This is a genomic window from Bacillus cereus group sp. MYBKT111-2 (assembly GCF_051915205.1).
In the GTDB taxonomy this organism is placed as follows: domain Bacteria; phylum Bacillota; class Bacilli; order Bacillales; family Bacillaceae_G; genus Bacillus_A; species Bacillus_A paranthracis.
Genome location: NZ_JBQAEG010000008.1, coordinates 161,885 through 174,923 on the forward strand (window position 1 = coordinate 161,885; position 13,039 = coordinate 174,923).

Genomic DNA, 13,039 nt, shown 5'->3' on the forward strand with positions numbered 1-13,039 from the left:
ATACCACAATTGTATGTAATACATTATGCCCCTACCTGTTGATCTGCACATATATTTAAAATGAATTGATGTTGTTCGATTTTTTCATTTACTTTACTCAATAATTCTTGCTGGATTTCTTTAAATAAAAATTGATAGCTCGCATTCCATGTCGGTATAACGGATGAAAGGTCTAATAAATACTCTTTTTTCTTTTCTAGTTCTTGCATTGTTAAAAAAGTGTTCCCCATTTTTGGCATGTGTCGTCCCCCTATGTTTTTTACTTTATATGTGTGAACGATTCACTATATAGTATCAATTATCGCATTTTTTGAGAAGGATTTCCAATTTTGTTTTATGATGTTAACGGATAAATGTGATTTGTATAAAAAAAGGAGACCAAATTTGGTCTCCTTTTAGCAAGTGGCTTTGAACGAGCCGCTTCCGCTTTTAGATTAAAATACTTGTTCTACTTCGATAACGCCTGGTACTTCTTCAAGTAACGCGCGCTCGATACCAGCTTTTAGTGTGATTGTAGAACTTGGGCAGCTTCCGCATGCACCCATAAGGCGTAATTTTACGATACCTTCTTCAATGTCTACTAATTCAACGTCTCCGCCATCGCGAAGTAAGAATGGACGTAATTTATCTAATACTTCTAGTACTTGTTCTTGCATATGTGGGTTTTCCATTTTTATCGACTCCTTTCATCAGTTTTATTATAATCAAGATAGAGGGGAAAATCTATTTTTTCTGTTCTTGTTTTATTGCCGAAATTTTTTATCATGTTTACAACGTGTTTTTTCAGTATAGGGGTATGGAATAAGTTTGTAAAATGATGTGCTTATGTGCTAAGGCATCTGAATATACTGTTAGAACAAGAAGTGGGGGAGAAGAAATGGTTAATGTGCAAGTGTATGGGACGAAAGTAATTTGTGCGAGCTGCGTTGGAATGCCATCTTCAACAGAAACGTTTGAGTGGTTACAAGCGGCGATTGGTCGTAAATATGAAGGACAAGAAAATAAATTTAATTTCGAGTATATTGATTTTCAAGAAGAACAAGAAGATGAAGATAAAAAAGCATTCGCGGAGCGCGTAGTAGAGGAAGATTTATTTTATCCGGTCGTTCTTGTAAATGGAGAAATTGTTGGAGAAGGAAATCCTCGTTTGAAGGATGTTTACGAAGAAATCGAGAAATATTTATAAAGCAGGAAGCCTTTGCGAATTTGCAAAGGCTTTTTTTATTGGAGGGATAGATGTGGAGAATGTAGTAAAGCATGCGTTACCGAAAGAAGTAGAGCAGTTGATGGAGCAGTACATAGTAGGACTGAAAGAAATTTTTTTAGATGAAAAAATAGTCGGGGTGTATATTTACGGATCCATCGCACTCGGTGCATTTCATGCAGAAACGAGCGATGTTGATTTTGTTACGGTAATAAGTGATCCCGTGAATGAAGCTGAAAAACAGCAACTTGTAGAGCTTCATAAGAAACTTAGTGGTAGTACGTTAGGGAAAAGAATGGATGGTATGTATATTCCGCTTGCTGATTTAGGAAAATACAATGATGAAATGAATGAGTACGTGTATTGTGCAGATGGTAAGGCGAATATAGGACATTGGGATATTAATGCAGTCACATGGTGGACATTGAAAAATCAAGGTATTACAGTGAACGGGAAAGAAGCAGAAGACCTTTCGTTCCAAATAAGGTGGGATGATGTAGTAAATACGATGAAATACAACGTAGAACAGTACTGGAGTGGGAAGGCGAAGCAGCCATATTTATTCTTTATAGAAGAATGGGTAGAATCAGCGGTCGTTACGATGGGGCGCATTTTATATACACTAAATTATAAAACAATCGTTTCAAAAGATAGAGGATTGCAATACTTATTAGAACATTCAGCGGAAGAGTGGGAGCTTTTATTAAAAGAAGTAGCGAGAATACGGCAAAATCCAAAAGAAAAGCGAATGCTCTCAAGGTGGAGAAGGGCAGATATGACGAAGAGGTACTTACTGCATTTGATTGAAACATGTAGAGAGAAATGGTAGGGAAGAAAATGGACAATACAGTTGAGTGTATTGTCTTTTTTTATGTTTAATTTGGTATATAATGGTTTAAAAGGTTTAATTATACTGGAGGGGATATGGTGGAAACGGAATTAGTTACATATAAAGAAAAGAATGTGAAAATGAGTATGTTAGAAGTAATCAGCATGATAATAATTATTTTTGGGATCATGTATGGAATTAGTTTTTTGAACTTTTTATATGACTTCTCATTATATCCTTGGTATGTAGATTATCTTATTCCGCCTTTAACATTTCTTACTATTATTTTAATATATTCACCAGCAAGAAATTACTGTGTACAGTTATTAAAATCAATGCAATTTAACAATTTTAAACATTATGTATCGATAGTAATGACGATGATTGTACTGCTTATATATCTTGCGGTATTAAATTTAATTCTACCAACGGGAGTCAGTTTGGATGAACCTAATAGAGTAATCGAGCCTACTAAAAGTGAAATCCTTATATACGTAGTAGTGCTCACAGTTTTTGCACCAGTTTGGGAAGAACTTCTATTCCGGGGGATGTTTTTCACGAAATTATCTCAGCGCTTTTCTACGTTCAGTAGCATGTTTATAAGTGCTTTTATATTTACTTTAGGACATCCACTTACTTTAGGGAGTGTTTTATATATTTTGGGTGGCGGTATATGTTTAGCCTACACCTATAAGAAAACAAACAATTTACTCGTTCCAATTGGAATTCATGTATTAAACAATTCATTTTATTTATTAGTAAATTTTCAACTGTAAAAAAGACGCCTTTTTGAAAGGGCGTCTTTCGTATTATGTAGTAGGTGGGAAAGGCTTTACAAGTATTATGTAGAGGAAAGATAATAGAAAAAATATGTGTGTGGAGGAAGACGATGAGTAAATATAAATTACATATAGATAGAGAACAGTTATGGAAAGGGTGCGTTTTAAATTCGATTGCTCATGCTATTAATGTAGCGCATGCTCCGGACTTTTTACATGAAAGTTCATGGGATGGATGTAACTATAGTATGCAAGATAGTCAAGGCGGAAGAGGGACAATTACGTTTCATCCGGATTATACGATCGTATGTCTTCAAGATGTGAATAGTGAGAGAATTGATGAGTGGATTGATGCGGCAAATTATTTTGAAGGAGCACCTTCGGAAGTGATAGATATTGCGAAAGAAGAAGCTCTTCAATACGTATTAGAAGAAGTAGAAGGTGAAACAGTTCCTTTTATTACAACTGCATTTTGGATTGAGGATAGCGGTGCGTATTCAATTGATTCATTTGAAGAGATGGAAGAGCACGGCGGATTCTTATTAGAAACGCCATTACTTGATAAGGAATCAGCGATGGAAAGATTGGAAGAAGAGTATGAGCTAACAGAGGAACAAATAGAGCTTTTACAAATCGTGTATGAGAGAAAAATCCAAAGTGAAAATGAGGAAATTATATTGTCTAAAGATGAGGTAGCAATGATTGGAACGGATGATAGTGAAGGGTTAGAAGTTAGTAAAGTATCTTTTAAAGAGATGAATATTACTTGGGAGTTGTAGGAGAAGGATATAAAAGTGTGATAAAGCACTAGCAGAAAGCACAATGTGAAGTTACATTGCGTTTTCTACTAGTTTTTTCATATACATGTCAACTTCGTGAAAGAATACGGGCTCTTTTTCCTCGGTATTCAGATGTACAGCACATTGCAAATATTGCTGTAAGTAGTGATTAGCTTGCTCGTACTGTTTTAAATTGTAGAAAGAGAAACAAGTAAGAAGCAAAAACGCTTTTTCCTGTAATATTGGAACGACGGCTAGTACTGGAGTAACGGAATGTATATTTATTTTTACTAAATTCTCATAAGATGCCCACACTTGAAACCAGTCGAAAATAGTAGAAAGATAATTCGGAATGTCGATAGTTTCATGTGAAACATTATGCAATAAATGGTTCTGTTTCATATGTATAGGCTCTATTCTCGTTCGCAGAATGCAATCGAATATTGAGATGTTTTCTTTAATTAGTAATTGGTCCGTGATAAGCTGCGGGAGACCGATAGGATGAACTCCTATATGTATATAGAAGTCATCTCCCAATTGACTTTTTTGTATGTTAATGAGTTTATAAAATCCGTTTTCAGCTTTGCAAAATGTATGTCTTTTTTTCTTAAATCCAAGCAGTTTTAAAGCAGCATGTAAATTTGCAATGGAATTTTGTACCGCTTTAGAATAAGGTTTACTCTTCGTCATATTCATATGTAGTTAAGTTTTGTAAGAAACTTTCAAAGTTAGGTGCTAATTCAATTATTTGCTCAACTTCATTATCAATAAATATAACTGGAGGATTTTCAGCTACATTTCGATAGTCTAATGCAATCCATGTATGTCCGTCCCCAGATAAAAGTACGAGATTCTCAGGCATTTCCCATTCCTGAATGAAATAATGACTCTCTAAAATACTAGATTCATTTTCATCAAAAGAAATGCCATATAAGCCAGAAACATTAACGTGATCGTCTGCCCAAGAATTCGGCTCTGAAGTAGGATGAGCATCAAGGCGCAGTGTTCCTCCATTTTGTTCTTTTAGAAGGTTTATGTATGATTCCGGAAGCTTTACGTTCAGTACTTCTTCTGCTTTTTTGATTAGTTCGTCGTTAATGGGTGCTAGTTTTAAATAATCATCTTCTGTCCAAATTGTAGTCTTCATATTGGGTCACCTCAAATAATAGTTTTAAGAATCTTATGTCATATATTATAGTTAGTTTGAATAACGAGCAATAGAGGGAGGAAATAATGAAAAAGTTTCAAATCGAACTAAATAAACTGCCGACAGAAAATGCCGGAGAAATAGTAATTAGTATAGATGAGAGAATTGTGTTGCAAGAAACAACAGACATAATCGACCCGATTTGTCAGTTGTTTGACGCATGGGGTGAATGTTTTAAAGATGATGGTGCTGTGATTTTTTTAGATAGATATGAAAAAAAGGTAGAGTTTAAGAAGAAGGATGGGAACTTTCTCATTATTAATCAGAGAGGAAAAAAGTTAGCTAGTGTTGATAGCGAGCAATTTTTACGAGTAATCTTTTCGTTTCTTAAAAAGGAGATAGAGCAGATTTACATAAGTGGAGTTGATTCTTTCCGAATAAAAGATGCGTATCATAGAATTTTAGAAATTGAGCCATTTCTTTCTGAACTTGTAAATAGAAATAACGCAATTATGTACCGAACATATCATTCTACAAGTGGTAAGTATGAATTAAATTGGAATTATTTAAAGGGGGTAGAGGTTGAACCGATATTTACTCCGGTACTATCTCATAATGAGAAGAGTATCTTTTATGTGGAGGAAAACAGCCACGAAATTCGTAAACTCGATAGTGAAACGAAAGAAGAGGTTTGGCAGTGTCATCTTCCACTAGTAGAAGATTGTAATTGCATAACTGTGAATGATGTCACAATTATTTGGCATGCGAATAGATTTGGAGAAAATATTGCGAAATTGTACGCTATTTCATCAAGTTCTGGGGAGTTTCTATGGAATTTAGAAATAGAAGGGCATATTATACAAGACGTAAAAACTACGAGGGAAGAATTACCACGTTTATTAGTTATGACACAGGAAGGCTACAATGTTTTATTAGAGCTTGAAAGCGGAGTGAAAGTATGGGAAAAGAATGTCCGAGTTGGAGGAGAGAAGTTGCAGTGTCATTTTGGCTCAGATTACTATGTGTTAGCAGGAAATCCTTTGGATGAAGATGCGGAAGTTGATGCATATAGTAACGTTGCAATTGCCATTCAATTATTAGATGCTTCTACACGATGGAAACAAATGATGGAAGATTGTAATCCAAATGAACCAGTTACTTTAACTAATGAACATTTTATATGTGTAGCAATAGATTCATTACAAAAGTGGGAATATGGAAAAGAAGGTTGTAACTTAATTTTTGAAAAAGCCTTTGATGAGGTACAGTACTCTTACATTGCATCACAGGGATCAAAAATATTATTAACAAGAACTGAGTATGATTATGAAGAGGTAAGTAAACAAATACAATGTTATGACCATAAGAGCGCTCAAAAGTTATATGAAATAAATATGCCTTTTGAAATTGAATTGCCTCCATTTCTTATCGGAGAGATGATGGTATTGTCCTTAGGAGAAGGCAGAATTTGTGGTATTAATATTCAAACAGGTAAAGTGATTTGGAACAATACGATTCTACATGATATTACAGAGGTTCTGTTATATAAAGATCGAGAAATTTATATTGCAACTTCAAATTTAGAATTGATAATACTTGATGCTGCATGTGGCGAGGTAAAAGATATAATTAAACTGCCTAAAAATGTCGTAGCAATAGATTTTATTGTATCAATTGAGGAAGTTAATAATGCATTATTCATTAGCTGCGTAAGTGGAAATATGTTTGAAATAGTAGAAAGCTAATTTGTGAGTTCTCTTAAATCGAGATGTTTGTTTTAAAATAGTAGTATATACTCACTAAAAAAGATGTATAAAATGATTTTGATGCATCCTTTTTAGTGAATATATAAAATAATTAACTTAGTGTATTAAACCTATCATTCATAAGTATTCTAATATATTAAAAAGAAAAATGGAATAATAAACGGTAAATTGTCGGAATATATTCGATTTCTGTTCATTTTTATGAAATATATGTCCTTTTTGTTAGATTCCTTCTTTTTATTTCTATAAAATACACGTATGTAGATATGAGAAAAGGATGATGTACGTGAAGGACACTGTTTTACAAGAAAAAATTTCTCCGCAACAGTTACATAAAGTTGTTCAAAAGAATACAGCTTATTATGACTTTAAATGGGGCAAAGTAGAAAATCCAGCGCAAGGGAATACGTGGAATTGGGTAGCCTTTTTCTTCCCAACTTTTTGGTTAGCTTATCGTAAAATGTATAAGTTGTTTATTATACTTACGTTATTGGCTGTACCTAGTATTGTTGTAACTCCTTTTATAGATATTCCAGATGGGATTTATTTAACATGTAGTTTAGTTCTTCAGTTAGGAACGATGATATTTACTGGATGGCAAGGAAACCGTTTATATTATAAGCATGCTGTTCGTGTATTACATAAGGGAGAAGATATGCCAGATCATGAGAAGGCGTATTACTTACAATCAAAGGGTGGCGCTAGTTTTGCTGGTATGGTTGGTTTCCAGGTTATAGTTGGAATCATGTTTGGTGGAGCTATGTTCGGACTCTCACTTTTACCAACTGAGCCGAATATTAAAAATGTCGTTCGTTCAAGTAGTGAAGGTGTGACTTTAGAGATTATGACGGATAATCCAACTTGGAAGTTTGTGAAGAAAGAACAAGATTATGATGTAGTAGAATTTACTGGTTATGATTATACAGAGAAGAAAAACGTGAAAATTAAATTTGCTGTTTATTTTAGTGAAGACTATTTTGAATGGCAAGAAGTACATGAAAATAATAAGAAGTTAAGTGAAGAAGAGTTAGAAGAATATCAATTTTACATTGAAGAAAATGGTTGGGGGTTCTAGTGAGAACTCGTTCATTTTGAAAAGGGGAATCTTGTGAAGGTTCTTCTTTTTTATTGTAAAACACCATACGAATTGAAATTTTGTAAAATACAATAAAAAATGAGAATTTGAGGTAGGCTTGTCAATAACGTGAGACTATGGCACTATATAGAAATGCTATACAAATTTTATTTATCGAGATGTAAACATCAATTTTGATTTTTACGTATAAATAATGAACGGAGGAAATGAATTTATGGCTACTTTACCAAATTGTCCAAAATGTAATTCAGAATATACGTATGAGGATGGCGTTCTTTTCGTATGTCCTGAGTGTGCTCATGAGTGGGGCCAAGAAGCAGAAGCTGAAAATAATGATGGTGCAAAAGTTGTAAAAGATGCGAACGGAAACGTTCTTCAAGACGGCGATGCTGTTACTGTCATTAAAGATTTAAAAGTAAAAGGAACTTCTTCAGTTGTGAAGATCGGTACGAAAGTAAAAAGTATCCGTCTAGTTGATGGCGATCACGATATTGATTGCAAAATCGACGGTTTCGGAGCTATGAAGTTAAAATCACAATTCGTGAAGAAGGCGTAAGTAAATAAAAAGAGGAGGCGTATAGGCCTCTTCTTTTTATTGTGTCATTTTTTGTCGGTAAGTCGATATTCCTTGTCGAATCGTCGATATATTTCAAAAATCGTTGATATATTTTGAGTTATGATAGATATATTCGAAAAATCGTCGATATAATTTCACTCACCGAGAAAGGTGCATCATTTACCGAGCAAAAAGCTAGATTACCGTCCGCCATAGTCAATATCCTTCAACTGACACCTCTTATTAAAGAATGTTTTATATCCAAGCTGTAAAAAGATAATGACAGCAAAAGCGGTACTTCCTGAAATACCGAGTATAATTGCGATTTGATATTGAATAGCTGTAAATGGTGATACACCAGATAAGATTTGACCAGTCATCATGCCCGGTAAGCTTATAATTCCCATTCCGACCATAGAATTGATCGTTGGTAAAATAGCCGAGTCAAAAGCGTCGCGTATGAGCGGAGCAGCTGCTTCTTTCGGTGTGGCACCGAGCATAAGTGCTCCTTCAATTTGACCTCTTTGCGATTTCATATTGTTTAAGAATGTATTTGCACCGAGAGAAACACCAGTCATTGCATTCCCAACTAACATTCCTGTAATCGGAACGATATATTGCGGCGCATACCACGGATCATGTCCGATAATAACAAAGATAAATAGTAGAAGTGGCCCAATTGATCCGGCTACCATAGAAAGAGCGGCTACTCGTTTTAATTCTTTAGACATTGGGATATTCACTCGTTTATAAATATTAAAAATTGCAAAAGTAGTAATAGAAGTAATGAGAGCAATTGTATAAAATGGATTACTGTTTTCAAATACGTATGTAAGGACATAGGCAACAAGTACGAGCTGAATCGTCATACGGAATGTTGCGAGCGCGATTTGTTTTTCGCGAGGTATTCCTTTTAACTTCACAAGCCCAATTAAAATAAGAATGAAAATATATGCAGCGGCAAGTTGCCAAATTTGGAGTTCAATCACGCCCTTCAACTGAGAGCACTTCCTTTCTAGTTGCACCGTTTGCTTTACTAATCTCAATAATATCGTCTGCAATTTCTTCTGGAAGCTGTTGTGAGTGTGTGATGAAGATGACTGTTTTTTTCTTTTCTTTTGCTAGCATAGTGAATTGCTTCATAACGCGTCGTTCTGTATCGCTATCTAACGCCGAAGTTGGTTCATCTAATAAATAGACAGGTGGATCCATAAGTACGATACGTGCAAAAGCAAGTCGTTGTTTTTCTCCGCCTGATAAGGAATCAGCGTTGTCTTCTAAATTTTTTTCCAAGCTAACAGTCGTTAATGCACTTCGCAAGGCAGCATCATTTGGAAATGGCTTTTCAGAAAGACGAAGTCCCATTAATAGATTGTCTTTAATGGTTCCATCGAAAATAGGTGGCGTTTGCCCAAGCATGACTACGTCACGTCGTAATTGAATAGGGGGATAATCAGAAATTAGCTTTCCGTTATATTCAATTGTTCCAGATGTTGGAGATTGTAGATCATTTAACATACGGAGCAATGTGCTTTTTCCGCTCCCACTCTCGCCGATAATACATGTGATTTTTTCTTTTTGAATCTGTAAATAAGGAATGTGCAGTATATCTTTATATGTAACGTCTTTTAATATAAACATAGATGGCTCCTTTCTGATTCTAGTTCTATCGTATCAAAAAAGAGAAGGTAACGGTTATAAAGAGCAACGTTTTTTCTTCGTCTTGATTTCTATTAATAAGTTAAGTAAACGATCTAATTCTTGGCTGAAAGAAATTACTTTATGATGAGTGAATCCGTACTTTTCAACGAGATAGATCAATTCTTTCTTCTTCGCTTCTATGCGATCATTTAGTTTCGTTACGTTCATAAGTGAAATGAAATGCCTCCTGTAAAAGTATTTACAACACAAAAAATAAGACCGAATGAATTCGGCCTTAAAGGAAATAAAACAACTTATCAATAGCATACACTGTTTATTGGTAGTTTTTAATATGAAAATGAAAAATAAATCATGATTCATATTGAGAAAGATGTGTCTGATAATTATATTTTAACGAATAAGAGAGGCTGCCTAATTAGGAGACAGCCTGTAAAGTATTAACCGTTATGATATTTGTACATCCAGAGGATACCGGATTTTAGTAACCTTGGTACACGTCCCATTAATGGTTGGTTTGCTAGCAAACCAAAGCCATGCTTCTTACCAAGAGAGCCGAGAACACCTTTTAATTTAATAACAGGTAGTTCGTCAGGAAGTGGTTCATTATGCCAACGTTTTAATAATATTTGGACAATTTGTTCCCCTTGACCTTCAGCAAGTTGTGCAGATGGTGCGTGTGGAAGTGCTGCACAATCTCCTACAACATATACGTGCTCGTTATTTGGAATATTGTGATATTTTGTTAAAACAACCCGTCCGCTACCATCTTGTTCAACTGGAAGGTTTCGAACAACTTCATTTGCTTGAATACCAGCTGTCCAGACGATTGCATCACATTCAAGTGGTTCATCGTGGTTGTACACAATATTTGGTTCTACTTTTGTAATGTTAGAGTTTCGTATAATAGTAACTTTATGTTTTACGAACCATTCTTCTACATATCTACTTAATTTCTCTGGATATGGGAATAGAATTCTATCTTTTCGATCAAATAAGTAGATTTTTAAATCAGAACGACTTTCGCGAAGTTCACTTGCGACCTCAACGCCACTTAATCCAGCACCAACGACAGCTACCGTTGCATTTGGTTCTAGACTATTTAATTGTTCATATGTCTTACGTGTTTGTTCAATCGATTGTAGGCTATGTGTATATTCCTTCGCCCCAGGAACGTTATGGTATTTATCCTCACAGCCAAGTCCAATAATTAAATCATCATATTGGATTGCTTCGCCGCCATCGAGATGAACAGCTTTTTCTTCGAGATCAATATTTGTTACTGTGCCGTATTGAATATTGAGGCGTGGGTGTTCAGGAAACGGTATACGAATATGCGTTTCTGAAATAGTACCCGCAACTAATGCATAATATTCAGTTTTGAAGCAATGATATGGTACTTTGTCGATTAATGTCACTTGTACATCATCCGGAAGTTGGTTGCTTGGAAGTAGCCGTTGCAGAATTCTCATTCCACCGTAGCCGCCACCTAATATTACGAGGTGTTTCATGATGGATTACCCCTTTTCTGTTGAAATATCCCCTAATCATAAAATTTTATATTAATAAAATATTTTGACTTTACTCAATCAAATTATATCGAATTTGTGAACAAATAACAATGCATGAATGAATACTCTGTTGTACAATAAGAAGAAAAGTAGAGTAAACGATCTGCATTATTTAGTTACCATTTCATCGTAAATAGCATGTTATATAGAAGGAATCATCTATTTTGAAGTGAAATAATGAAGTAACTAAATAGTTTAGAAGGTGTAATGAAAACAACAAGAAACAGCTTAGTTTTTTTCTTATAGATGAAGTCAGAAAGTAATTTGTTTTGTAGTACAGGGGGGAGAATTTTGATTAAACCATTAATTGAATTTTGTGTAGGTAACCTTGCGAGTGGTTCACAAGCCGCTTTAGAGAAATTAGAAAAAGATCCGAATTTAGATGTAATGGAGTATGGTTGTTTAGGATATTGTGGTATTTGTTTTGAAGGACCGTTTGCTCTTGTAAATGGTGAAGTGGTACAAGGGGCTACAGTAGAAGAACTTGTTAATAATGTATATGAGTATTTGGATGAAAATCCAATGTTTTAAGGTGTTGCAATCGGCAGCACCTTTTTCTTTTTCTATTAGATAAAATTTTATTTCGCAGGGGAGGATAATATTGTATATAAATAAAAAAGGCCCTTTTTAGAAGGGCTTTTTTCTTACACAATTTGCGCAAGAATGGCTCATCGCCAAATGTTGTCAAATATGAGAAACGGGGGACATTCATATTGTGTTCTAAAAGCGTGCATTTTATACTTGAAATAACAAATTATTTTTGGAGTGAATACAAATGAGCCAATTTTCTTTTACAAAAATGCATGGTCTTGGCAATAGTTATATATATGTAAATATGTTTGAAGAACGAATTCCTGAAGAAGATTTAGCTCTTGTGGCGGAAAAGGTTTCAAATATTAATACTGGTATTGGAGCAGATGGAATGATTTTAATTTGTCCGTCTGACGTAGCGCCGGTGAAAATGCGCATGTTTAATAATGATGGATCAGAAGGAAAGAGCTGTGGTAACGGTCTACGCTGCGTAGCGAAATATGCGTATGAGCATAAACTAGTAGAAGATACAGTTTTCACAATTGAAACGTTAGCTGGCATTGTAACGGCTGAAGTAACGGTAGAAGAAGGGAAAGTTACGTTAGCGAAAATTGATATGGGAGCACCGCGTTTAACGCGTGCAGAAATACCGATGCTTGGCGAAGGTGAAACACCATTTATTCGTGAAAACTTCTTATACAATAATCATCGTTATGCATTTACAGCTGTTTCAATGGGAAATCCGCATGCAGTTATTTTTGTGGATGATGTAGAACAAGCACCTCTTACAACACTTGGACCAGTTCTTGAGACACATGAAATGTTCCCAGAACGAGTAAATGTTGAATTCATTGAGATTTTGAATGAGGAAGAGATGAACTTCCGCGTTTGGGAACGTGGATCTGGTGTAACACAAGCTTGCGGAACAGGGGCGTGTGCTGCAGTTGTAGCCTCTATTTTAAATGGAAAGATGGAACGTGGTAAGGAAATTACAGTTCATTTAGCTGGCGGCGATTTAATGATTGCATGGACAGAAGAAGGCAACGTGTTAATGAAAGGACCAGCAGAAGTAATTTGCCACGGAGTGTATGAGTACAAGATAGAAGCGTAAAGATGTATAAT

At 35.0% G+C, this 13,039-nt stretch carries 17 protein-coding genes; 9 read left to right on the forward strand and 8 right to left on the reverse strand.

Annotated elements, in window-relative coordinates:
* Positions 1-23: 23 nt before the first annotated feature.
* Positions 24-239 carry a hypothetical protein gene (locus ACTFNE_RS21205; RefSeq protein ID WP_001125501.1) on the reverse strand — a complete coding sequence of 72 codons (216 nt, stop codon included), beginning with the start codon at positions 237-239 and terminating at the stop codon, positions 24-26.
* A gap of 195 nt (positions 240-434) precedes the next feature.
* The gene (locus tag ACTFNE_RS21210; RefSeq protein WP_000431159.1) at positions 435-671 is read right to left on the reverse strand and encodes a NifU family protein; all 237 of its coding nucleotides are present in this window, start codon (positions 669-671) and stop codon (positions 435-437) included.
* 206 nt (positions 672-877) lie between these two features.
* Between ACTFNE_RS21210 and ACTFNE_RS21215 the strand changes: the two genes are divergently transcribed.
* The 4 genes from ACTFNE_RS21215 (at position 878) to ACTFNE_RS21230 (ending at position 3,591) form a co-directional block, all read left to right on the forward strand.
* Positions 878-1,186, forward strand: a complete 309-nt coding sequence (locus tag ACTFNE_RS21215; RefSeq protein ID WP_000248590.1) for a YuzD family protein — start codon at positions 878-880, stop codon at positions 1,184-1,186.
* Positions 1,187-1,238: 52 nt separating this feature from the next.
* Positions 1,239-2,033 carry a nucleotidyltransferase domain-containing protein gene (locus tag ACTFNE_RS21220; RefSeq protein ID WP_002170368.1) on the forward strand — a complete coding sequence of 265 codons (795 nt, stop codon included), beginning with the start codon at positions 1,239-1,241 and terminating at the stop codon, positions 2,031-2,033.
* Between the two features lie 98 nt (positions 2,034-2,131).
* Positions 2,132-2,809: a CPBP family intramembrane glutamic endopeptidase gene (locus tag ACTFNE_RS21225; protein WP_270706277.1), complete on the forward strand. Its 678-nt coding sequence runs from the start codon at positions 2,132-2,134 to the stop codon at positions 2,807-2,809.
* Between the two features lie 113 nt (positions 2,810-2,922).
* Positions 2,923-3,591: a hypothetical protein gene (locus ACTFNE_RS21230; RefSeq protein WP_046198686.1), complete on the forward strand. Its 669-nt coding sequence runs from the start codon at positions 2,923-2,925 to the stop codon at positions 3,589-3,591.
* Between the two features lie 51 nt (positions 3,592-3,642).
* Here the strand turns inward: ACTFNE_RS21230 and ACTFNE_RS21235 are convergent, their stop codons facing one another.
* Entirely contained in the window at positions 3,643-4,281 is a 639-nt protein-coding gene (locus tag ACTFNE_RS21235; protein ID WP_046198766.1) for a DUF4304 domain-containing protein, read from the reverse strand.
* Positions 4,268-4,738, reverse strand: a complete 471-nt coding sequence (locus ACTFNE_RS21240; protein ID WP_002028779.1) for an SMI1/KNR4 family protein — start codon at positions 4,736-4,738, stop codon at positions 4,268-4,270. Before ACTFNE_RS21240 ends, ACTFNE_RS21235 begins: the two co-directional genes overlap by 14 nt.
* An 86-nt stretch (positions 4,739-4,824) precedes the next feature.
* Here ACTFNE_RS21240 and ACTFNE_RS21245 point away from each other — a divergent pair, with 86 nt between their 5' ends.
* The 3 genes from ACTFNE_RS21245 (at position 4,825) to phnA (ending at position 8,156) form a co-directional block, all read left to right on the forward strand.
* Positions 4,825-6,483: an outer membrane protein assembly factor BamB family protein gene (locus ACTFNE_RS21245; RefSeq protein ID WP_046198685.1), complete on the forward strand. Its 1,659-nt coding sequence runs from the start codon at positions 4,825-4,827 to the stop codon at positions 6,481-6,483.
* Between the two features lie 301 nt (positions 6,484-6,784).
* On the forward strand, positions 6,785-7,579 hold the full coding sequence (locus ACTFNE_RS21250) for a DUF2628 domain-containing protein (RefSeq protein WP_046198684.1): 795 nt from the start codon (positions 6,785-6,787) through the stop codon (positions 7,577-7,579).
* A 235-nt stretch (positions 7,580-7,814) separates the two neighbouring features.
* Positions 7,815-8,156 (forward strand): alkylphosphonate utilization operon protein PhnA, encoded by a 342-nt coding sequence (gene phnA, locus ACTFNE_RS21255; RefSeq protein WP_000212737.1) that lies wholly within the window; start codon positions 7,815-7,817, stop codon positions 8,154-8,156.
* A 200-nt stretch (positions 8,157-8,356) separates the two neighbouring features.
* Here the strand turns inward: phnA and ACTFNE_RS21260 are convergent, their stop codons facing one another.
* The 4 genes from ACTFNE_RS21260 to ACTFNE_RS21275 all read right to left on the reverse strand — a co-directional run bounded on the left by ACTFNE_RS21260 (position 8,357) and on the right by ACTFNE_RS21275 (position 11,326).
* Complete coding sequence (locus ACTFNE_RS21260; RefSeq protein ID WP_000679250.1) at positions 8,357-9,154, reverse strand: ABC transporter permease; 798 nt, start codon at positions 9,152-9,154, stop codon at positions 8,357-8,359.
* Positions 9,138-9,797, reverse strand: coding sequence for an ABC transporter ATP-binding protein (locus ACTFNE_RS21265; protein WP_000470273.1), 660 nt, complete (start codon positions 9,795-9,797; stop codon positions 9,138-9,140). Before ACTFNE_RS21265 ends, ACTFNE_RS21260 begins: the two co-directional genes overlap by 17 nt.
* Before the next feature lie 54 nt (positions 9,798-9,851).
* Complete coding sequence (locus tag ACTFNE_RS21270; protein ID WP_001103328.1) at positions 9,852-10,025, reverse strand: aspartyl-phosphate phosphatase Spo0E family protein; 174 nt, start codon at positions 10,023-10,025, stop codon at positions 9,852-9,854.
* Positions 10,026-10,255: 230 nt separating this feature from the next.
* Positions 10,256-11,326 carry an NAD(P)/FAD-dependent oxidoreductase gene (locus ACTFNE_RS21275; RefSeq protein ID WP_000682073.1) on the reverse strand — a complete coding sequence of 357 codons (1,071 nt, stop codon included), beginning with the start codon at positions 11,324-11,326 and terminating at the stop codon, positions 10,256-10,258.
* Positions 11,327-11,677: 351 nt separating this feature from the next.
* Here ACTFNE_RS21275 and ACTFNE_RS21280 point away from each other — a divergent pair, with 351 nt between their 5' ends.
* Together ACTFNE_RS21280 and dapF are read left to right on the forward strand one after the other, a co-directional pair.
* A complete protein-coding gene (locus ACTFNE_RS21280) occupies positions 11,678-11,917 on the forward strand; it encodes a YuzB family protein (protein ID WP_000595026.1) in 240 nt (79 codons plus the stop codon).
* Positions 11,918-12,161: 244 nt separating this feature from the next.
* Positions 12,162-13,028 (forward strand): diaminopimelate epimerase, encoded by an 867-nt coding sequence (dapF, locus tag ACTFNE_RS21285; protein ID WP_000077414.1) that lies wholly within the window; start codon positions 12,162-12,164, stop codon positions 13,026-13,028.
* Positions 13,029-13,039: the final 11 nt, after the last annotated feature.

Excerpts from the sequence above, each read along its gene's own strand:
- ACTFNE_RS21245 (WP_046198685.1), top strand. The coding sequence starts at position 4,825 with ATGAAAAAGTTTCAAATCGAACTAAATAAACTGCCGACAGAAAATGCC.
- phnA (WP_000212737.1), top strand. The coding sequence starts at position 7,815 with ATGGCTACTTTACCAAATTGTCCAAAATGTAATTCAGAATATACGTAT.
- ACTFNE_RS21215 (WP_000248590.1), top strand. The coding sequence starts at position 878 with ATGGTTAATGTGCAAGTGTATGGGACGAAAGTAATTTGTGCGAGCTGC.
- dapF (WP_000077414.1), top strand. The coding sequence starts at position 12,162 with ATGAGCCAATTTTCTTTTACAAAAATGCATGGTCTTGGCAATAGTTAT.
- ACTFNE_RS21210 (WP_000431159.1), bottom strand. The coding sequence starts at position 671 with ATGGAAAACCCACATATGCAAGAACAAGTACTAGAAGTATTAGATAAA.
- ACTFNE_RS21270 (WP_001103328.1), bottom strand. The coding sequence starts at position 10,025 with ATGAACGTAACGAAACTAAATGATCGCATAGAAGCGAAGAAGAAAGAA.
- ACTFNE_RS21235 (WP_046198766.1), bottom strand. The coding sequence starts at position 4,281 with ATGACGAAGAGTAAACCTTATTCTAAAGCGGTACAAAATTCCATTGCA.
- ACTFNE_RS21265 (WP_000470273.1), bottom strand. The coding sequence starts at position 9,797 with ATGTTTATATTAAAAGACGTTACATATAAAGATATACTGCACATTCCT.
- ACTFNE_RS21230 (WP_046198686.1), top strand. The coding sequence starts at position 2,923 with ATGAGTAAATATAAATTACATATAGATAGAGAACAGTTATGGAAAGGG.
- ACTFNE_RS21275 (WP_000682073.1), bottom strand. The coding sequence starts at position 11,326 with ATGAAACACCTCGTAATATTAGGTGGCGGCTACGGTGGAATGAGAATT.
- ACTFNE_RS21250 (WP_046198684.1), top strand. The coding sequence starts at position 6,785 with ATGTACGTGAAGGACACTGTTTTACAAGAAAAAATTTCTCCGCAACAG.
- ACTFNE_RS21240 (WP_002028779.1), bottom strand. The coding sequence starts at position 4,738 with ATGAAGACTACAATTTGGACAGAAGATGATTATTTAAAACTAGCACCC.
- ACTFNE_RS21205 (WP_001125501.1), bottom strand. The coding sequence starts at position 239 with ATGCCAAAAATGGGGAACACTTTTTTAACAATGCAAGAACTAGAAAAG.